The 19,903-nt window shown below is 65.0% G+C and carries 20 protein-coding genes; 9 read left to right on the top strand and 11 right to left on the bottom strand.

The annotated features are described in order from the left end of the window. Positions 1–21: 21 nt before the first annotated feature. Together ASE91_RS04730 and ASE91_RS04735 are read right to left on the bottom strand one after the other, a co-directional pair. Positions 22–663: a DUF2491 family protein gene (locus tag ASE91_RS04730; RefSeq protein ID WP_056623267.1), complete on the bottom strand. Its 642-nt coding sequence runs from the start codon at positions 661–663 to the stop codon at positions 22–24. Beyond that, the gene (locus ASE91_RS04735) at positions 660–1,664 is read right to left on the bottom strand and encodes a potassium channel family protein (protein ID WP_056623269.1); all 1,005 of its coding nucleotides are present in this window, start codon (positions 1,662–1,664) and stop codon (positions 660–662) included. The genes ASE91_RS04730 and ASE91_RS04735 overlap by 4 nt, the downstream gene beginning before the upstream one ends. A gap of 97 nt (positions 1,665–1,761) precedes the next feature. Between ASE91_RS04735 and ASE91_RS04740 the strand changes: the two genes are divergently transcribed. The 3 genes from ASE91_RS04740 to ASE91_RS04750 are packed head-to-tail and all read left to right on the top strand — an operon-like array spanning position 1,762 to position 4,111. Next, a complete protein-coding gene (locus tag ASE91_RS04740) occupies positions 1,762–2,193 on the top strand; it encodes a YjfI family protein (RefSeq protein WP_056003279.1) in 432 nt (143 codons plus the stop codon). Between the two features lie 14 nt (positions 2,194–2,207). After that, the gene (locus ASE91_RS04745; protein WP_056623272.1) at positions 2,208–2,948 is read left to right on the top strand and encodes a PspA/IM30 family protein; all 741 of its coding nucleotides are present in this window, start codon (positions 2,208–2,210) and stop codon (positions 2,946–2,948) included. Next, on the top strand, positions 2,948–4,111 hold the full coding sequence (locus ASE91_RS04750) for a glutathionylspermidine synthase family protein (RefSeq protein ID WP_056623275.1): 1,164 nt from the start codon (positions 2,948–2,950) through the stop codon (positions 4,109–4,111). Before ASE91_RS04745 ends, ASE91_RS04750 begins: the two co-directional genes overlap by 1 nt. Before the next feature lie 179 nt (positions 4,112–4,290). Here the strand turns inward: ASE91_RS04750 and ASE91_RS04755 are convergent, their stop codons facing one another. Then, entirely contained in the window at positions 4,291–4,602 is a 312-nt protein-coding gene (locus ASE91_RS04755; protein ID WP_056623278.1) for a DUF167 domain-containing protein, read from the bottom strand. Positions 4,603–4,677: 75 nt separating this feature from the next. Here ASE91_RS04755 and ASE91_RS04760 point away from each other — a divergent pair, with 75 nt between their 5' ends. Continuing rightward, a complete protein-coding gene (locus ASE91_RS04760) occupies positions 4,678–6,348 on the top strand; it encodes an MFS transporter (RefSeq protein ID WP_056623281.1) in 1,671 nt (556 codons plus the stop codon). Between the two features lie 103 nt (positions 6,349–6,451). After that, positions 6,452–9,847 (top strand): acyl-[ACP]--phospholipid O-acyltransferase, encoded by a 3,396-nt coding sequence (locus ASE91_RS04765; protein ID WP_235530318.1) that lies wholly within the window; start codon positions 6,452–6,454, stop codon positions 9,845–9,847. A 334-nt stretch (positions 9,848–10,181) separates the two neighbouring features. On the opposite strand, the gene ASE91_RS04770 is transcribed toward ASE91_RS04765, so the two are convergent. Continuing rightward, entirely contained in the window at positions 10,182–11,807 is a 1,626-nt protein-coding gene (locus ASE91_RS04770) for a DUF4139 domain-containing protein (protein ID WP_056623284.1), read from the bottom strand. Between the two features lie 473 nt (positions 11,808–12,280). Next, positions 12,281–13,693, bottom strand: a complete 1,413-nt coding sequence (locus ASE91_RS04775) for a DUF4139 domain-containing protein (protein WP_056623287.1) — start codon at positions 13,691–13,693, stop codon at positions 12,281–12,283. 798 nt (positions 13,694–14,491) lie between these two features. On the opposite strand from ASE91_RS04775, the gene ASE91_RS04780 reads away from it, so the two are divergent. After that, positions 14,492–14,668, top strand: coding sequence for a hypothetical protein (locus ASE91_RS04780; protein ID WP_156357663.1), 177 nt, complete (start codon positions 14,492–14,494; stop codon positions 14,666–14,668). A gap of 13 nt (positions 14,669–14,681) precedes the next feature. On the opposite strand, the gene ASE91_RS04785 is transcribed toward ASE91_RS04780, so the two are convergent. The 4 genes from ASE91_RS04785 to ASE91_RS21025 all read right to left on the bottom strand — a co-directional run bounded on the left by ASE91_RS04785 (position 14,682) and on the right by ASE91_RS21025 (position 16,993). Next, a complete protein-coding gene (locus ASE91_RS04785) occupies positions 14,682–14,975 on the bottom strand; it encodes a hypothetical protein (RefSeq protein ID WP_235530319.1) in 294 nt (97 codons plus the stop codon). Positions 14,976–15,633: 658 nt separating this feature from the next. Further along, positions 15,634–16,179 carry a recombinase family protein gene (locus tag ASE91_RS04790; protein ID WP_235530320.1) on the bottom strand — a complete coding sequence of 182 codons (546 nt, stop codon included), beginning with the start codon at positions 16,177–16,179 and terminating at the stop codon, positions 15,634–15,636. 308 nt (positions 16,180–16,487) lie between these two features. After that, positions 16,488–16,778 carry a hypothetical protein gene (locus ASE91_RS04795; RefSeq protein ID WP_056623293.1) on the bottom strand — a complete coding sequence of 97 codons (291 nt, stop codon included), beginning with the start codon at positions 16,776–16,778 and terminating at the stop codon, positions 16,488–16,490. Further along, the gene (locus ASE91_RS21025) at positions 16,697–16,993 is read right to left on the bottom strand and encodes a topoisomerase DNA-binding C4 zinc finger domain-containing protein (RefSeq protein ID WP_082453815.1); all 297 of its coding nucleotides are present in this window, start codon (positions 16,991–16,993) and stop codon (positions 16,697–16,699) included. The genes ASE91_RS04795 and ASE91_RS21025 overlap by 82 nt, the downstream gene beginning before the upstream one ends. A gap of 546 nt (positions 16,994–17,539) precedes the next feature. Here ASE91_RS21025 and ASE91_RS19165 point away from each other — a divergent pair. Then, on the top strand, positions 17,540–17,764 hold the full coding sequence (locus ASE91_RS19165) for a hypothetical protein (protein WP_156357664.1): 225 nt from the start codon (positions 17,540–17,542) through the stop codon (positions 17,762–17,764). 306 nt (positions 17,765–18,070) lie between these two features. On the opposite strand, the gene ASE91_RS04800 is transcribed toward ASE91_RS19165, so the two are convergent. After that, positions 18,071–18,679 carry a hypothetical protein gene (locus ASE91_RS04800; RefSeq protein WP_156357665.1) on the bottom strand — a complete coding sequence of 203 codons (609 nt, stop codon included), beginning with the start codon at positions 18,677–18,679 and terminating at the stop codon, positions 18,071–18,073. Positions 18,680–18,744: 65 nt separating this feature from the next. Here ASE91_RS04800 and ASE91_RS19170 point away from each other — a divergent pair, with 65 nt between their 5' ends. Next, complete coding sequence (locus ASE91_RS19170) at positions 18,745–18,921, top strand: hypothetical protein (RefSeq protein WP_156357666.1); 177 nt, start codon at positions 18,745–18,747, stop codon at positions 18,919–18,921. On the opposite strand, the gene ASE91_RS19175 is transcribed toward ASE91_RS19170, so the two are convergent. After that, positions 18,900–19,424, bottom strand: coding sequence for a hypothetical protein (locus tag ASE91_RS19175; RefSeq protein WP_156357667.1), 525 nt, complete (start codon positions 19,422–19,424; stop codon positions 18,900–18,902). The genes ASE91_RS19170 and ASE91_RS19175 overlap by 22 nt on opposite strands. Before the next feature lie 282 nt (positions 19,425–19,706). Here ASE91_RS19175 and ASE91_RS19180 point away from each other — a divergent pair, with 282 nt between their 5' ends. Continuing rightward, a complete protein-coding gene (locus ASE91_RS19180) occupies positions 19,707–19,844 on the top strand; it encodes a hypothetical protein (RefSeq protein ID WP_156357668.1) in 138 nt (45 codons plus the stop codon). Positions 19,845–19,903: the final 59 nt, after the last annotated feature.

The raw sequence follows: 19,903 nt of genomic DNA on the forward strand, positions 1-19,903 counted from the left end.
TGGTTCCCCCTTGTCGCCGGTTCAGGCGTTGAATTCGGCGGGCAGCAGCGGCAGCCCGACCATGATCTCGTGCGTCAGGTCGCCGCCCTCGGGCTGCATGGCGATGGCGAGCAGCAACTCCTGCCCCTCCGGCGCGATGTCGCGCGCATAGAGCATGCAGGCCTGCTTGATCTGGCGGACCGGGCGGCCGGTGCGTTCGTAATAGACCGCCTCCCACAATTCGACCGGCGGCTGGCTGCGGTCATCCTCGGCATACCAGAAGCGCTGGAAGCGGGCGAGGCCGGGTTCGTCCCAGACGGGTTGCGACAGGCGATTGCGGAACGCGCCGGTATCGGCCCAGTCGACCGGATAGGTCGACGACCATGGCCGGAACAGGGTGAAATCATCGGCGTCGGAGCCGTCCGCCGACTGGCTGACCGCCTGCAACATCAGTTCGTCGTCGGTGTAGAAACGGTGGACATGGCTGCCATCGTCCAGCCGGATGACGCCCTGCGCCGTGATTTCCAGCGTATCGCGCTCGAGGGTGAAGGCGGCACCGGTCAGCCGCCGCCATGCCAGCGCGTCGAGCCGGACCTGGCGTCCGATGGTGATGTTGCGGACCACCGCGATGCCGGGGGTTTCCTCCCGCGCGCCGCTGCCGCCGAACAGGCTGCCGAATATCATGCCGCGATCCTTGTCCGGGCGATGTAGAACAGCCGGTCGCCGACCGCGATCCGACCGTCGGGGTCGAATACCGGCGAATGCTGCCCGGCGCCACAGCTGGCGACCAATATTCCGCCGCGGGTGCGCAGATCGCGTGCGGCATCGTCGAAACTGCCGCCGGTGCGCGCGGTGGTGGCGTACAGCGTGCCGCCATCGTCGGTGTGGCTGGCGAGTTGTGCGATCAGGCGGCTGGAACCGGGGTCGCTGAGTGCCTTGACCACCAGTTCGACGGTCGGGGTCAGCACCACCTCTACCTGCGGGCAATGGGCCGCCAGCAGCCCGGCGGTGTCGGGATCGCGCAGGAAGCAGACGACATGGCCGGTGTCGTTGAGCGCGGTGACGGCCAGCGTCGTCGCCAGCGTGTCGGGATCGGACGGGCCATAGACGATGACGCGTTCGGCGGTCGCCACGCCCGCGCGACGCAGGTCGGCCGGCGCGGTCAGCGAGGCGACGCGGACGAAGCGATACGTCGTGGCGTCGCCGGTCAGTTCCTGCGTCGCGACCAGCACCAGTTCATGCCCCTGCCCGTCGGCGACGATCTCCGCGATCATGCGCGGGGTACGATCGGGGTCGTAGCCGACGAGGACGATATGGCCACGCATCGCGCTATAGTCTCCCAGGCCCATGCGCCGCCGCCGCCAGCGCGCCGACACCCCGGCAAAGGCGCGGGCGATCGACACGGTGAACAGCGCGATCGCGCCGGGCATCACGAACAGCGCGGTGACGATCCGCCCCGCATCCGATTTCGGCGACAAATCGCCATAGCCGACCGTCGAGGCGGTCGTCGCATACCAATAGAGATAGGCCGAGGGGCGCAGCAGGTCGCTTTCCCCGGCAAAGGCCAGCAATTCCCACGAGATGGTCATGTGCAGGACCAGCAGCGCGAGCAGCACGCCACGGTGCAGCTCGCTGGCCGCGAGATAGAGCCGCCTTAGATACCTGCCGAGACTGAATGACTTCATCCCCTGCCCATGCCCCCGCACCTTGCTTTTTGGTCGCGCCTTATGCTTGGGGTGTCAAGCGCGGCCAACACACCGGGCCGGCTTTTCGGAGGGATGGATGGACGAAGCACCCCGTAGCTGGACGATCGCCGGACTGGCGCAGGCGCTCAGCGGACCCGATCATGCCGACGAACTAAGCGTCGAGCGGATCGAGCAGGCCGAACCGGTCCTGAAACTGACCATGCATCATGTCGGCGACCTCGCCATCTTCGCCTCGGTCGCGGGCGAGCAGATCGTCGTGTCGACCCTGTTGTGGCCGGTCGACGAACAGTCGGAGCCCGACGCGTTCAACCGGTTCCTGCTGAAGACGCAGAAGCTGGTGCCGCTGTCGAATTTCGCCATCGCGGAAGTCGGCGGACGCGAATATTATGAGCTGGTGGGTGAGCTGTCGGTCGAATCGTCGCTGCATACCGTACTGATCGAACTGCGCGTGCTGGCGCAGAACGCGATCGAGGCGGCGTCGGAACTACGCACCGAATTTGCCGCGTAACGGAAGGTAGGACGATGTCGATGTGGAAGAATCTTGTCGCGCTGGTGCGCGGCACCGCGCACGAAACCGGTCAGTCGATCGTCGATGCCAAGGCGCTGACGATCCTAGACCAACAGATCCGCGATGCCGGGTCGCTGCAGGCGAAGGCGCGTGACGACCTCGCGACGCTGACCGCCAAGCGGCGGATGATGGAAAAGGAGCTGGAGGCGCTCACCTCGCAGCGTGATAAATATGAATCGTCGGCGCGCGCGGCGATGGCGCGCGGCGACATGGACCTCGCGCGCGAGGTCGCACAGCGCCTCGCGACGATCGAGCAGGAACAGTCGACCAAGACACCGCAGATCGCCGACATGCGGTCCGCCGAGGACAAGATCCGCGGCATCATCAAGACCGGCGACGGCAAGATCGACGCGCTGCGCCGCGAGGTCGACGTCGTCCGCGCGAACGAGAGCGTGCAGAAGGCGCAGGCATCGGTCGCCAGCAGCTATGGCGGTGCCACCGCGTCGCTGGGGTCGGCAGCCGACAGCCTGGCGCGGCTGAAGGAGCGGCAGGCGGTGCGCGAGGAGAAGTTCAAGGCGCAGGCCGAGCTGGAGGATATGCGCACCGGTGCCGACCTCGACGAAAAGCTGAAGGCGGCGGGGCTGTTGCCCGGATCGTCGAGCGCCGACGACATCCTCGCGCGGCTGTCGAGCCCCAAGGACGCACCGCGCCTGTCCGACGGGACGCGCGACGGCGGAACGATCGGGCGCGACTGATGGAACGCCGCGCGGTCGCCGAACGCCCCGACTGGCGGGCGACCGCCGAGCGGATGGGATTCACGTTCCACCATCAGGACGGACAGAAATATTGGGAGGAGGGGGCGTGGTACGCCTTCTCGCTCGACGAGGTCGAACAGGGGATCGAGGCACCCAGCGCCGAACTCCACGGCCTTTGCCGCGATCTGGTGGACGAGGTCGTCGGCAGCGAGGCGCTGATGCACCGCCTCGCCATTCCCGACGACATGCGCGACGTGGTGGCGGCGTCGTGGAAGGCGCATGCGCCGTCGCTATACGGGCGGTTCGATTTCGCCTTCGACGGCAGCGGTCCGGCCAAGCTGCTCGAATATAACGCCGATACCCCGACCAGCATTTTCGAGACCGCGCTGTTCCAGTGGCAATGGCTAGAGGATCGCATCGCCGACGGCACGCTGCCGGCGGGGGCCGATCAGTATAACCGGCTGCACGATGCGCTGGTCGAACGCTTCGGTGCGTTGTTCACGCGGGGCAGCACCGTGCATTTCGCGTCGGTCGACGACCATGTCGAGGATCGCCAGACGGTCCGCTATCTGGAGGATGTCGCGCGGCAGGCGGGGCTGGACCCGGCGTTCGTCGCGATCGACCGGATCGGCGTCGATGGCGACGGTGCGTTCGTCGATGGCGACGACGTGCTTATCGGTGCGCTGTTCAAGCTGTATCCATGGGAGGATATGCTGCGCGAACCCTATGCCAAGCAACTGGCGGCGACGAAGACGCTGTTCCTCGAACCGGCGTGGAAGGCATTGCTGTCGAACAAGGGCATCCTGCCGTTATTGTGGCAGCGGCATCGCGGGCACCCGAATTTGCTGCCGGCGGCGTTTGCGGACGACGCGGCGGCACTGGCGGAGATCGGCGATGCCTATGTGCGCAAGCCGATTTTCTCGCGCGAGGGCTGGGACATCGAACTGGTCGACGGCAGCGCCACCGCGCGCGGGCCGGAGGGCGGTTACGGTGAGGAAGGCCATGTCGTGCAGGCGCTGGCCCGGTTGCCGGTGTTCGACGGCAATCATGCGGTGGTCGGGTCGTGGATCGTCGGCGACGACGCGGTCGCGCTGTCGGTGCGCGAGGATGACGGGCCGATCACCCGCGATCTGGCGCGGTTCGTGCCGCATGCGATCGTTTGAGGTGGGATAGCGACCTGCGTTCCGTCATTCCGGCGTAGGCCGGAATCCATGGACATGGTGATGTCGCGTTTCCTTCGATAGCGCCCGACACAATGGATCCCGGCCTTCGCCGGGATGACGGGGTGGACAGGGAAGACGAGCAGGCAATTTCGTCGTTCCCGCGCAGGCGGGAATGACGATCAAGGGATGAGTGTCCGCAACGCCGCTTCCAGCGCCACCGCATCCCCCGCAATCCGCAGCCTTTTCACCCGGCTGGTCTGCCCTGCGACCAGCGTCACCGCGCTACGCCCGACCCGCAGTTGCTTCGCGACGAACCGCACGACTTCGTCATTCGCCGCACCATCGACCGGCGGGGCAGCGACGCGCAGGCCGAGTGCGGTCGCGTCGCCCTCCAACGCTACCACGCCCGTCACCGCCGTCTTCGACGCTTTCGGCGTGGCGCGGATCGTCAGCGTCACGCCGGTCGCGTCAAGGGTAAAAGGATCGCGCATCGCTTTCCCATCGCCGCCACGCGGGTCCTACACAAGCGGCTTGGCACAAAGCGGCGCGCGACGCATTCATCGGCCATGGCATCCTCAACCGTAACGACCACGACGGCGACGCATAGCTCACCACTGTCGATCCCGATCTTCCGGGCCATCTGGGTCGCGTCGATGGCGTCCAATTTCGGCGGGTTGATCCAGTCGGTCGGCGCATCGTGGATGATGACCTCGCTGGCGGCATCGCCGCAGATGATCGCGCTGGTGCAGGCGTCGACGACGCTGCCGATCATGTTGTTGTCGCTCTGGGCCGGGGCGGTTGCCGACAATCTCGACCGGCGGCGGGTGATGCTGGCGGCGCAGGGGTTCATGCTGACCGTGTCGGTTGCGCTGGCAGTGTGCGCGTGGATGGGGTTGCTCAGCCCGTGGCTGCTGCTGTCGTTCACCTTTCTGATCGGCTGCGGGACCGCGATCAATGGGCCGGCATGGCAGGCATCGGTCGGCGACATGGTGCCGCGCAGCGTGTTGCCGAGTGCGGTCGCGCTCAATTCGATGGGGTTCAATATCGCGCGCAGCGTCGGCCCGGCACTGGGCGGGGCAATCGTCGCGGTGGCGGGTGCGGCGGCGGCGTTCCTGACCAATGCGCTCAGCTATATCGGGCTGATCGCGGTGCTGGCGCGGTGGAACCCCGATTACGCCCCGCGCACCTTGCCGCGCGAGACGCTGGGCCTCGCGATGGCGGCGGGGGTGCGCTATGTCCGCATGTCGCCAAGTCTGCGGACGGTGCTGATCCGGGCCGCGCTGTTCGGCGTTGCGGCGAGTGCGGTGCCGGCGATGATGCCGCTGGTCGCGCGCGACCTCGTCACCGGCGGGCCGCTGACCTATGGCGCGCTGCTGGGCGCATTCGGCGGTGGCGCAGTGATCGGCGCGCTGGGCAGCGTGCGGCTGCGCAAGCGCTGGGCACCCGAGCGGCTGGTCCGCGTGGCGGCGACCGCACTGGCGAGCGGTGCGGCGATCGCGGCGGTCAGTCCGGTCCTGCCACTGACGATGGCGGCGCTGGTGCTGGCCGGCGCGGGCTGGGTGTCGGCGCTCAGCACCTTCAACGTATCGGTGCAGATGGCGGCACCGCGCTGGGTCGTCGCGCGGGCGCTGGCGCTGTACCAGATGGCGGCGTTCGGCGGCATGACGATCGGCAGCTGGCTGTTCGGTTCGGTCGCCGAAGGATCGGGGGTCCATATCGCGTTGCTGGCGGCAGCGGGGGTGCAGATGCTGGGCGTCGTCGCCGGGTTCAAGCTGCCGTTGCGCGATATCGAGACCGCGAGCCTTGCGCCGCGCGGGTGGGAGACGCCCGATACCGAAGTACCGGTCGAGGCGCGGTCGGGGCCGGTGGTGGTGACGATCGATTACCGGATCGCGCCGAAGGACGTCGTCGGTTTCCTGAACGTCATGAACGAACGACGCCGCATCCGCCGCCGCGACGGCGCGCATCACTGGGCGTTGCTGCGCGACCTGAACGATCCGGAGCTGTGGATCGAGCGCTATCATGTCTCGACGTGGCTCGAATATATCCGTCACAACCAGCGCCGGACCGAGGCGGATCACGCGAACAGCGTCGCGTTGCTGGCGCTGCACCGGGGCGACGCGCCGCCGCGCGTCCACCGGATGATCGAGCGCCAGACCGGGTCGCTGCCGGTCGCACGCCTGCCGACCCCCCGCGAGATGGCCGATCCGATGACCGATCCGACCCGGTCGAACTGATTTATTGAACACTGTTATTTTTCTGCTAGGCTGATCGCGTCGCCGTGATTCGGGGGCGGGCCGGTGCCTGTTCCCGGGTTGGGCAATCCCGATGGGGGAATGGATGTCCGCACCCGATTTCTCGCTGCTGACCAAGCGCCGCTACGCCCCGTTGTTCGTCGTCCAGTTCCTGGGGGCGATGAACGACAATCTGCTGAAATTCGCGTTGCTGTTCCTCGCCAATTTCACGCTGTACCGGGCCGATCCGGCTCGGGCGGCAACGCTGGCGACGGTGTCGACGGGGCTGTTCATCCTGCCCTATTTCCTGTTTTCCGGCCTTGCCGGGCAGATGGCGGATGCGTGGAACAAGGCGTGGCTGATCCGCGCGGTCAAGGCGGCCGAGATCGCGATCATGGCGCTGGCGGTGGTCGGGTTCTGGTTCGAATCGGTGCCGGTGCTGCTGACCTGCCTGTTCCTGATGGGGGTGCATTCGACCATTTTCGGGCCGGTCAAATATTCGATCCTGCCGCAGCATCTGCGCGCCCACGAACTGATGGGCGGCACCGGGCTGGTCGAGGCGGGGACGTTCATCGCGATCCTGACCGGGCAGTTGCTGGGCGGGGTCATTCCGCCATGGGAGGCCGGGCTGGTCGCGTTCGGCGTGGCGGTGCTGGGGTTCGTGGCGGCGCTGGCGGTGCCGTCGGCGCCCCCGGCGGTGGCCGAACTGCGGATCGACCTGAACCCGTTTCGCAGCACCGCCGCGATCCTGCGCGCGGCGCATGGCGGGCGCGGGGTGTGGCTGGCGATCCTCGGGATCAGCTGGTTCTTTTCGGTCGGGGCGGTGGTGCTGTCGGAATTCGCGCCACTGGTTGCGGGCACGCTCAACGCCGCGCCGGAGGTGGTCACGCTGTTCCTCGCGGTGTTCAGCCTGTGCGTCGCGGTCGGATCGCTATTGGTGAACCGGCTGCTCAAGGGCGAGGTGTCGGCGCGCTATGTGCCGATCGCGGCGATCGGGCTGGCGGTGTTCCTGATTGATGCGTGGGGAACGGCGGGCCGGTTCGTGGTCGAAACGCCGGGCGCGGATGTCGCTGCGTTCCTTGCCACCTCGGGCAGTTGGCATCTGCTGATCGATCTGGCGGGTATTGCACTGAGCGGCGGGGTGTTCGTGGTGCCGCTCTACGCCATTCTCCAAACGTGGAGCCCGGCCGAGAAGCGGTCGCAGATCATCGCCGCGAACAACATCATCAACGCCATCGTCACGGTCGTGATGGTGGCGGTGGTGACGGCGATGCTGGCGGGCGGGAGCAGCGTGCCCGGCATTTTCGGCGCGCTGGGGTTCGCGACGCTGTCGATCGCGCTGATCTCGTGCTGGCTGCTGCCCGAAACGGTGTTCAAGTCCGTGGTGCGCGGCGCGCTGCGGCTGGCGTACCGGGTGGAGGTGCACGGCGCGGAAAACATGCCGCTGCCGGGCGAGCGGGCGGTGGTCGTGGTCAACCATGTGTCGTTCCTCGATGGGTTGCTGCTGGCCGCATTCCTGCCGGGCAAGCCGACCTTCGCGATCCACAGCCGCTTTGCGCGGGCATGGTGGATGCAGCCGCTGCTGAAACTGTTCGACGCGTTTCCGGTCGATCCGACGAACCCGATGTCGGCCAAGGCGATGGTGAAGGCGGTGCGCGAGGGGCGGACGCTGGTGATCTTTCCCGAAGGCCGGATCACCGTCACCGGCGCACTGATGAAGGTGTTCGACGGACCCGGCATGGTCGCCGACCGTGCCGATGCGCCGATCGTGCCGGTACGGATCGACGGGGCGCAATATACCCGTTTCAGCCGGTTGAAGGGCAAGGCGCGGCTGCACTGGTTCCCGAGGATCGAGCTGACCGTGTTGCCGCCGCGCCGCTTCGACCTGCCACAGGGATTGAGCGCGCGCGAGCGGCGGGCGATCGCCGGGCGGCAGCTGTACGACGTGATGAGCGCAATGATCTTCGCCACGTCCGACACCGACCGGACGCTGTACGACGCACTGATCGATGCGCGGCACCTGCATGGTGCGGGGATGGCCGTGGTCGAGGATGTGCAGCGCGTGCCGCTGACCTATGACCGCCTCGTCACCGGAACGCAGGCGCTGGCTCGGCCACTGGCGGCGGGTACGGCGCAGGGCGAGGCGGTCGGCGTGCTGCTCCCCAACGTGGGCGGCGTGGTCGCGACCTTCTTCGCGTTGCAGGCGACGGGGCGGGTGCCGGCGATGCTGAACTATACCGCCGGCCTCGCCAATCTGCGGGTGGCGTGTACGGCGGCGCAGGTGCGAACGATCGTGACCGCGCGAGCGTTCGTCGAGCAGGCGAAGCTGGGCGAGGTCGTCGCCGCGCTGGTCGGCGACGGGATCGCAATCCGCTATCTGGAGGAAATTCGCGAGGGGATCGGCGCGGGGGCGAAATTCGTTGCGCTGGTGCGGTCGCGGATGGCGGGGCGGCTGCACCGGCGGTTGCGGGTGTCGGCGGACGCGCCCGCGGTGATCCTGTTCACCAGCGGGTCGGAGGGCGTGCCCAAGGGGGTGGTGCTAACCCACCGCAACCTGTTGGCCAACTGCCTGCAACTCTCCTCCCGGATCGATTTCAACCGGGTGGATACGGTGCTGAACGCACTGCCGGTGTTCCACAGCTTCGGGCTGACCGGCGGCACGTTGTTGCCGATCCTGTCGGGGGTGAAGACGGTGCTGTATCCCAGCCCGCTGCATTACCGGATCGTGCCGGCACTGGCCTACGACGCCAATGCGACGATCCTGTTCGGGACCGATACCTTTCTGTCGGGCTATGCGCGGATGGCGCATGGCTATGATTTCTATGCGCTGCGCTACATCTTTGCCGGGGCGGAGCGGGTGCGGCCGGAGACGCGGGCGACCTATGCCGAGAAGTTCGGGCTGCGCATCCTCGAAGGCTATGGCGCGACCGAGGCGGCACCGGTGATCGCGGTCAACACGCCGATGCACTTCCGCGCGGGCAGTGTCGGGCGGCTGCTGCCGGGGATCGAGGCGCGGCTGGAACCGGTGCCGGGCATCACCGAAGGCGCACGGCTGGCGATCCGCGGGCCGAACGTCATGGCCGGATATCTGAAGGTCGAGGCACCCGGCGTGGTGCAACCGCCGGCGGACGGATGGCACGATACCGGCGATATCGTCACCATCGACGATGCCGGCTTCGTGACGATCCGGGGACGGGCGAAGCGTTTTGCCAAGATCGGCGGCGAAATGGTCTCGCTGCCGGCGGTCGAGGGCTATGCCGCCAAGGTCTGGCCACAGGGCGAACATGCGGTGGTGACGCGGCCCGATGCCCGGAAGGGCGAGCAGCTGGTGCTGTTCACGACGCAGGTTGGCGCGGGGGCGGGCGCATTGTCGGCATGGGGCCGGGCGAACGGCATCGCCGAACTGGCACTGCCCCGCGATGTGCGGGTGGTGGCGGCGCTGCCGGTGCTGGGGACGGGCAAGCTCGATTATGTGACGATGGCGGCGACGGCGGGAAGTTGACGAAGGTTGCACGATTTGTGGGGTGTGGCGGCGGTTCGGTTATTTATTTTCAACGGGTTAGTAGTGCAGGCGCCCCGCAAGCTGCCTTCGCGTCGTGCGAAGTCTTTGCGGAGGTCCTGACCGGAACCTGACTTTCTCCGTACCCCCGCGCAGGCGGGGGCCAGAGCCAAGCGAAACTATCGCTCGCGTTCGGGGCCCTGGACCCCCGCCTGCGCGGGGGTACGGTAGATGATCGGCCATCGGCAATTTCGCAGGGGGTCTCGCCCGCAAGGAAGTGCGGCAGCGTGCCGGAAGACGCGAACGGTTATCGCGCGGGCGGCTGCGGGAACGTGGTTCAGAAGCGGTAGTCGAGCGTCGCCGTTGCGCCGGGGGCCAGCGTCGTCCGCCATGTCGGGATGCCGTCGATCGTCGTCAGCCCATCGCCCCGGGCGCCGGAGTTCGGCCAGCCGAGCGGCAGCTCGACATCGACCGCGACGTTGCGCGCGTTGGTCACGCTCAGCCGCGCGGAACGATCGTCGAGGCGGGTCTGGTTCACCAGCACCTGTCGGCTGCTGCCGGCGGCGATCAGCAGCGTCTCCCCCTCCGCACGGTCGGTCATCGTGCCGGTACCGACCAGCAGCGCGGTGTCGCCGCGCGGCGCGTAGAGCGCGGTGGTGCCGGCGGGAAGCGCGATGCCGAGCCCGTCCGCCTTCTCGTTCTTCACCCGCAGGACGATGTCGACCGCCGCGGCGTCGAGCGGCTGGCCGACGGGAATGCGGCGGCGATAGAGGCGGGCATAGCGCACCCCGTCCTGCCGCAGCAGCGCGACCTGTTTCTGACCCCGCGCGGCGACGGTGGTGCGGCCGGGCAGGCGGTAGAGTTTCAGGTCGCCGAGATTTTCGGGTGCCGCCGGGGCGGGCGGTGCCGGTGGGGCCGGCATCGGGGGCGGCGGTGGTGGTGGTGGGACGGCCATCCGCGATGCGGTGACGATGATCTCCTCCGCCGGTTCGAACGTCGCCTCGCGCAGGTCCGACGTCGTCGTACCTAACGGATAGCAGCGCAGTTGCAGCCGGGTCGCCGCGTCCTCGACCGGCGCGATGCGTTCGCGGTTCAGCCGTCCGGCCACGACCTGCACCTCGGCACCGGCGAACCCCTCGGCATTGCCGTTGGCGAGCGTGGTCCATGCGAACAGGTTCAGCCGGTCGCCCGTCAGCGTGCCGACATAGCTGGCCGACCAGTTGAAACCGCTGGCAAGGTAGGAGAGGCGGACGGTGACGGTCCTGCTCGACGGGCTGTCGGTGGTGACGCTCAGCACCGGCTTGGCGGCAAGGCCGGCGGGTACGCGAGCGTAGCGCAGCGATTCGGGCAGGCCGCTGCACCCCAACGCCTCGACGCCGTTCGCGGTGCGCAGCACGACGCCGCCGACGGGACCGGACACGATGGTCGCCGGTTCCTCGCGCGATGTCCCGGTGGCGCGGTCGGTACGGCGCAACGTCACCCGGTTGCCGAGCGTGCCGTCGACCAGCGCGGCGGGCGAGAGCAGCCGCGCGTCGCGGTTTTTCTCGACCGTGCCGCCGGGCAGGCCGTCGATCACCGCGCTGACCGGGATGATGCCGCCCGCCACCCCTTCGAACCGGAGCACGGCGCGGCCCTTTGGCAGTTTGACGCGGCGGGTCTCGGTCACCAGCGCATAACCGTCGAGGTTGCGCAGGTTCATCGCACCCTGCGCCGGCCGATACGGCGCGCGATAGATGGTGACCGCGACCGTCGTCGGGGCGGGGGAGGTCGTGGTCGGCAGTTGCTGCGCGAGGGCGGGGGTGGCGAGGAGCAGCGGGAGGGTTGCGATCGTGAGCCGACGCCGCGTGGTGCGGTGCGACCGGTGGCGTTTTTCGCGGTCTTTGGCTCGGACGGGTTCGGGACCGTTTTGGGCGGCCCGTTCCTGCGGGGCGTTGTCGGCGTCCTTCGGCACGGGGGCGATCATTGCGAACGCCGCTGGTTCGTACCCCGGCGAAGGCAAAACCTCAGCGAACGTCGCAGGCTTAGCCACAAACGCGCCGTACCCCCGCGCAGGCGGGGGTCCAGAGCCAGGCAGAACATCGGTTTGCGTTTGGAACCCTGGACCCCCGCCTGCGCGGGAGTACGGCAGGGGGCAGGAACCAGTACTTTCGCAACGATCTCGCCTTTGTCGGGGTACGGTGCGGAATTGGCTCCGTTCGTGGCGTTCGCAGGGGTCTCGTGCGGGCGGTGGAGCGGAGCCGGCCAATACAACCACTTGCGTCCGTAGCTCTGGCCAACCGCCTGCGTGAGGGTACGCTGGCGAGCACGGTCGCACCGCGCCCGGGCGGGTCCGGGTCGCCGGCAACGCGACCGCGACCGGCGCGTCGGATACCTCGCGGGCAGATCGCTCGCCCGAAGCGACCTCCCCGCTGCGCCAACGGCCACCGAACGCCGGCATCAGTAGCGCGTGTCGAACGTCGCGGTGACGACCGCCGATCCGTTGGCGGGGACCGGCACCTGCCATAGCGTCTGTCCGGCATCGATCCGTTCGCCGGGGCGGCTCTGTTCGACGATGCGGGTGTCGCTCCAGTCGAGGCCGCCCTGTACCAGCTCGACGGTCACCGGCGCGGCGGTGGCGTTGGTCAGCGTGTAGCGCATTTTCGTCTGCCAGCGATTGCTGCCGATCCGGGTGCGGCTTTCGACGACCGGGCGGACCTTCACGTCGAAGGCGTCGCCGGTGGCAAGCGCGATCTTCGATCCCTGCGGCGTGTGATCGATCGCCGCCTCGCCGGTGAATTGCGGCTGGCCGCGCGCGTCGCGCAGATAGACGCGGATGGTGCCGGCGGGCAGCGCGTCGCCAAGGCCCCCCTGCGCGGCGTTGCTGAACCGGACGATGGTCTGCGCGCTCCGCGGATTTTCGGCGGTGTTCAGCCAGCCATTGACGAAGCGATAGCCGCTGGTCGCAGGCGTGCCCTTCACGTCGAGAAAACTGACCTGCTTGGTCTGTTTGTCGGCGATGGTGGTGCGTTCGGGCAGCGGATAGAGATAGAAGTCGCCGAGCTGTTCGCGGTTCGCGCTTTCGGTCCCGGCCTGCATCCGCGCGCGCGGGCGTTGCGGACGGTACAGGCCGTCCTCGTCGTTCGACCCGACCTCTCCCGCGACCAGCAGCGTGCGGGCATTGGCGAAGGTCGTGCCGGTGGTGTTGGTGAGCGTGACCCAGCCCTGCACGTCGATCGTGCCGCGCTTGCGGTCGAGCAGCGCGACATAATCGGCTTTCCAGCCCAATCCCCGGCTGAGATAGGACAGGGTCGCCGGCCGCGTGCCGGCACGGCTGCTGTCGAGCGTCACCGACAGGGTCGGACGCGCGCGCAGCGACGGCGGTACCTTGTCGAAGATCGCGCGCACCGGCAGGCCGTCGTCGCGCAGCACCTCGATGCGGTCGCCGATCTGGAGCACGACCCCGCCATTGACCGCCAGCACCCTGGCTCGCTCGCGCGTTTCGGCACCGGTGGCGGGATTGGTACGCAACAGGGTGATCGTCTCGCCCTCCGCCTTTTCCATCAGGCTGGAGGGCGAGAGCAGGTCGAAGTCGAAATTCTGTTCGACGATGCGGGTGTCGGGAACGGCCAGCGAGACGGTTTCGGGACGGATCTGTGCGCTGACGTCGGGGAAATCCTGTCGCACCGTGCCGCGGTTCAGATCGAGTTGCCGGACGTCCTGCACCAGCGCGACATCGCCGTTATAGATGGTGACCGACACATCGCCCTGCGCATTGCCGGCAATGGCGGGGGGCAGATTGGCGGGCGTTTCCTGCGCGGCGGCGGGGACGGGGGCGAGAAGCGCGGCGAGGATGATCCAGTTCGGCTGCATATCGGGTCCCCGCTAATCGTCCGCGCGAGTTTGGCGGGGGGTCATCGGGTTGGCAAGGGTTCGGGGCCGGTGGCGTTGATGCCGGCGGGATGGAGAATCGGCGTTGGCGGATCGGAGCTCGATCGTGCCGCTGCGGGCGCAGCGACTGCCGGATGCCGCGTCGGTGCGGATTGCGGTAAAGGTGATCGTGATCTTGGAATGCCGACTAGTATTGCTCGTCGGGAAGGAGTGGGGCCGGACTAAGGTGAGACTTCCGTGGAACCTCCGATACCTAGGCTCCTGCCGTACCCCCGCGCAGGCGGGGGTCCAGAGCCAAGCGAAACAACAGCTTGCGTCTGTGGCCCTGGACCCCCGCCTGCGCGGGGGTACGCGATTTTCAGAGCTTCGCCCTCGCGAGTGACCGCCTGGACTCTTGCCTGCGCCGGGGTACGGCGAGTGTGTGGTTGAATGCGCAAATTTCGCAACTGTCTCGATAAGGTCCGGGGGGATTGGCCGTGCACGCGTCGAGGTCGAAAACGACGATCGGCCGAGCGCAACATCGGAAATTCGATCCGCAAGGCGAAGGCCTGCCGATCGATCGTACCGGCGCTAGGGGAAGCAGCGTCTGGCGCGGGGCCGTCGCTTCGACGGTTTCGCTGCGACTTCCATTCACTGGAAATCGCTGGAGCGGGCGAAGGGAAATCAGCCGGGGCACCTTCCTGAGCCGCTGCGCTGACCGCCTGAGCGCGGTGTTGCGAGCGTGCGGTGATGGTCGGGATTGTGGTTGGTGCCTCGTCAGTGAGGTCGAAGGAGTGGTCCATGGATTACGCTTTCAAGGACGGTTGTGGGGACGATCACGGCGACGGGACGTGTCCGATCTGCCGTGGTGAGGAGTTGAGCCCGGACTTTATCGCCCTGCTTGAACGAGCGGCATCGGGTGAGCCGGTCGTCAGCATGACCGTAGAGGAAGCGGCCGAATGGATCAGGAGCCTCTGACGGTCAGGCCGGATCACCTCGATCCGGTTGGCGGGATGCCGAGCTTGGTGGCGATCTGGGGATCGACGCGGTAGCCGACGACGGCTCGGGGCCGTCCCATGAACTTCAACACCGCAGGCTTGCTGCCATCGGCGCAGACGAAGCGCCCGTCTCGACCATCGACGAGGATGGCATGGACGAACTTCTCGATGTCGGTCGGCGTATCGTCCTTGGCTTTCCCGATCTGGAAGGTGCCGTCGATACGGGCAGCGAAGCGCTCGTCGCCATCGGTGTCGATGAGAGCGAAGCGGGTGTCGTGATGAATCATGGTGCCTCCTGATGTTGAGGCCGAATCAGCTACACACGGGTCGAGACAATGACCAATGGCTTTTCGGGCTGGGGAAGGACGGGATGATGTCAAAGGGAACCACGGAGCCGGGATATCGCAACCGCAACGGGCAAGTGGTGGTGCGCAAGACCGATCTACCGGGCAACGACCATAATCAGGTGACCTACGTTCTGCGGTGTGGTGGATGCGGCCATGAATATGGAGCGAACGGCTCCGATATCTTCCAGCGCCGCTGCCCCGCCCATGATGGTGGAGCGCAGGGCTTACCCCTTGGGGTATGACGGGATGGCAGAAGCCATCCCGCCGTCGATGACTATAGTCCGAGGCGGTCGCGGCCATGGCGCATTGGCACACCCAGAACGGTCAAACAGGTCGGAGTGAACGGCTCCGGCTCAGGCTTTGGTTTAGGCGTGCGTAGAAGCTGCGCCACGCCAACAATGAGAGTCAGGCAGGCGAGCACAACGCCAGCGACAGAGAGAACGATTTCCACTACTTAACTCCATAAATTTGGCCGCATGGGCCGTTGGTCTGTGAGTAGCAGAGGGCAGATTCTGGGGTCACGGGTTTCCTCGTGAACCGCCGTGAACCAACCCTGCTCACAGGGTTAATCCAACGGGTTCGGCATTCTCGCTCGGCGCTACGCCGCGAGCGCCCGGTAGACGCTGGCCCGACCGATCCCCAAACGCTTGGCAATCTGGGTGGCCCCAAGGCCCTGCTGCCGAAGTTCGCGCACAGCGTCTGGGGAGATCGTCGCGGGACGGCCTTTGTAGACGCCCTTGAGCTTCGCCGCCTCGATTCCTCGACGCTGGCGGGCCTTGATGAAGTGCTTTTCGACAGCCCCTATCATGCCGAACAGCGTGAGCATGATCTCGGCCATCATGTCGGTGCCGTCGAACCGGATCGCCGGATCATGAATGCGCAGGATCGCGCCACGTTCGATAACGCACTTGCCGATGGTGAGAAGGTCGGCAGTATCTCTCGCCAATCTATCCGGGTGGAGGGCCAGAAGTTCGTCGCCGGGTTCGAGCAGCCGCAGTGCTGCTTCAAGCTGGTCACGACCGTCAAGGCGGGATCCGCTGCCAATGTCGGTGAACACCACCACCGCGCCGAGCTTCTCCAGCATGGCCTTCTGGCTGGCGACGTCCTGCCCTTCGTTCGTGCTGATCCGCGCGTAGCCCAGCACCCTACCAGTGCGAATGTTCAAGGCAAAAGCCAGTTCAGGAAACGGCCTAGCCCCAGAAACAGCAGCGGACCGAGCACTATCCCTGCTACGATGTATAGACCATTTCCTGAATTTGACGCCTTCCCCATGCACATCTCCGTCTCGTTTGATTCTAAGACGGTCGCACAGATTGGCGTATCGTCAACAAAAATGATCCATATGAGACGCGAAATGTGTCTCACCGGATGTGCCGGATAGGGTTGCCCTATCGAGACAGACAATGATCAGGTGGCTGTCGACCCGACGTCCATTAAGCGGACGCGACCATGTCAGGCCGACAGTCGGCACAGCATCTTGTTGGTCCTGCTGATGCGCAGGTGGCGAATAATCCGAAGCTTGTCTACCTGCTCAATAGGGAGCCACAACATGCCGATGTTGTGCGAGTGACAACCATGGTTTCTGCCGCTCACGCTGCTGTGGATATGCTCGCGATGGTGGATCAGGAGGTTGTTTGCGAGCTGCGGCGGCGTCGGAACCTTCAATCTGATCGTGTAGACGGCAACGTATCCGGCGCTGCATCCAGTGGCCGCGTTTGGCGACAATAGGGATAGTTCGCGCATCCCCAAAACTCATTTCGGATTTGCTTGCCGCGTTTCGCTGTCCGGCGGATCATGCGCCGCGAGCATTTCGGACAAAGCGGTCGAATCGGATCGTCTGGCAATCGAGGCGGCGGCGGGAATGATGACGGTGGCGCGGTTGGCTTTCGTCCTCGCGCTAGTCCATCGGCGAAAGAAATCCCGATGATTGCCGCCGGGACAACGAGTAGCTTTGCCATAGCGTCACCGGATCGGTTTACCCCGCCGTGATGGGAGCAAGCGCCACGTCGCCCGATCGCAACGTTTCACATCTCACAGGTGGCCGCTAGCGGAAGGCTCGACATGAACGAGCGACTTCGCGTTGAAAAGCCACGATGGCAACTGTTGACCGAGGTGCTGTGGTATATGGTCAAGCAGGGTCGTGAACGTCCAAGGCTTCGACCTATTCGCTTTCCCCTCTGGCAAGCAGTGACGCGACTTCTGAAGAGGCGTTGCAGTGACGGTAGCCTTATCAGGGACGGTTATACAGCCACGACGCGCGGGAAAATGCCGCGGTCGTGAAATGCAACCGAAGAAACCGGGAACGCAGAAAAATATGACGTTCCGTAGACTTGCACGGAGCAACCGATCATATTGTCAATCGCATTATAGAGAGCACGATAAGAACGAACTTCACCAATAACTGATAGCCCCGGACTGCCGGTGGCCACTGCACCGCGCGAAACGCCTACTATCCGGGCGATGGACGCGGTTTAAGGCTACCCAGACGTAGAAGGAAAAATCGAATGGCTGATTTCTTGGCTACGGCCTACCGATGGGTAGGTCGTGGAGCGGATGCGCTCGCCTATCTTCCGATCATCGGTGAGCAAAACACGGTGGTGTTGTTCGTCGTGATGCTCGCAGCGTCGTGGTTTGTTAGGTCTCGGCAACCAGCGGTTCGGTCGATCATCGACGAATGCACTCTAACTGAAACAACCCGGACGGTTCGGATCGTTCGTCGCCACGAATGATCTACCTGATCATGCGTCCAAGGCAGTTCGCCGCAACAGTCGCCGCTATGGCCTCTGTAAGGCTCGTAGAACGCCTATCGAGCGTAGAGGCAACCTCTTGCGGCTGGGCACGGCCTTTCAGGCTGTAGGACGCTAATGCGACGCCCCCTATGCCTTGCACCGAACTTGTGCTGGTGGTCGCGCCTAGCCATTCGGAATACGCCTCACGCGGGTAGTGCGTTAAGCACCAGAGCAGAACGAACCGACGTTGCGAACCGAATGTTCCGGGGAATTTACGCGACGGCTCGCGCACGTTCCGTCAGAAAGTTATTGCCACTTCAAACCGGAGACGCGGAATGTCATTTGCTGGCGACCTGCTTCATACATCGGTGCTTCGATAGTTACTTCTTTCGCCTTGCGAAGTTGGCTCAAAAAGCGTTTGCCCTGCGTAATGAAGACGATTTCCGAAGAACCACTTTCTGGTTCTGCACAAGCCCATTCCCGAATAGGGCCATCGTCAAACTTAACCGAAATGGTGTCGTCGCTATAACTCCTGCACAGGAATTGACCGTTCGCTGAAACGTAAATGTCGAAGCCGTATTTCGCATCTTGCCGGACGACCAGCGACGGGGTGCTCTGCCCGTAAGGGAAATCTAGGTTGATCGGTTCGGTCGCTGATACCGTCGCAGTCTTGTTGGTCCCTCCCCGCATCTTGTCGGTTTCCGAGTTATAGACCCAACCGCTTTCCGGTTCGGTGGTCGCTGCCGTCGAAGCTGGTGCGTCACCTCCCCCATCGGACAACAGCGTGTTCGCCGTCGCTTCTAGGTTGTCAGCCAACGCTTCGAGATTGTCTGATTCCATGCTTTCGTTCGATGCGCCCTGAGGCGCACACGCAGCAAGGAGCACCAAAGGCGCACAAACGAATACAATTTTCATGAAGCCCCCTAAATGATTGGCGAAGGATAATTGCCCGCGACCGTCCGTCAAGCGTCGGAGGAGCCATGCTCGATGCAAAATACCGGGCAAGCGTCCTCAAACCGCACGCGCCAAAACTGAGTTTGAAGGTCGTCCGGGTCGATGCTGTGACGGTCGAGGAACGCCTTTGCGAATTGGCGACGCTGGCGAAGACGGTTGATGCCGATGCTGTCGTGCGTCATCATGCGGCCTCCGCGATCTGATACAGGGCTTCGTCTTCCGGGTCAGTCAATTTCAGGCGGTTATCGACGAGCGACAGCCCGGGACCGTCGATCGCACCGTTGGTATTGCTGTGAAGCCAGACCAGTCGGCGCACGAACGATTGAAGTTCGATTGTGCGCGTGTCTATCCAAAAACGTGCGTCCGTTGAGGTCACCCCCAAGAGACGGACTATCTCCTTTCGCGCCTCGTCCGACATACGGCGAGGGAGCATCTTCGACCCGTTCTCCGTCAGTTGGCCCATCCGCTCGCCACGGATTTGAATTGCCCATGCGACCTGTTTGTGGGCTCCTGTTAGTTGAAGAAGTGCTGCCACCTTTGCTTCTTCTGTGTAGCGAGAGATTTCCGCTTCGCGCCACTCTCGCGCACAGTCTTCGCACATATCGCGCTTATACCATTCCGCTTTGCGCGGACGGTCGCGATGCGGTCCATAGATTTGGACTTGGCTAGAATGCCCGCACCGATGCTCAATATCCCACCACGCCATAACGGCCTCCAAGGCTATCGTTGTCAGACGACGATTTGGGAAAGCCTTGGAGGATTTAGCCTCTATCTCCGTCCGACGCCGGAAGGGATAGCACAGCATTTATCCTTGTAACTAAATATCTGTGCAGTTCGGTGATAAGACGAACTGTGTAAAATGCTCATTGATTAGCACATTCGAACTCGCGAACTCGCCGGTGTAAAGATCGTTTATCTACTAAAGCTTGATGAAATAAGACTACAGAACTACGCTTACGACAGTTTGGTTCAAAGGAAGGCAAAGGATATGGTTTCGGAGGCTCCCAAGCTGGTTCGGGAAGGCGAATGCGAAAATGAGGATGGTGACGAACTCTATTTCAGCGACTTCCTAGACGGCGATCAGGGCGAATGCCCCCTGCGCTATGAGGTGGAAGTGTCGGACTGAGCTGCTGCCGGTTCCGTGGACACCGAGATAAGGTGTTTTTGGAACCGGAGGATGGAGAT

The organism is Sphingomonas sp. Leaf62 (assembly GCF_001421915.1).
Classification (GTDB): Bacteria; Pseudomonadota; Alphaproteobacteria; order Sphingomonadales; family Sphingomonadaceae; genus Sphingomonas.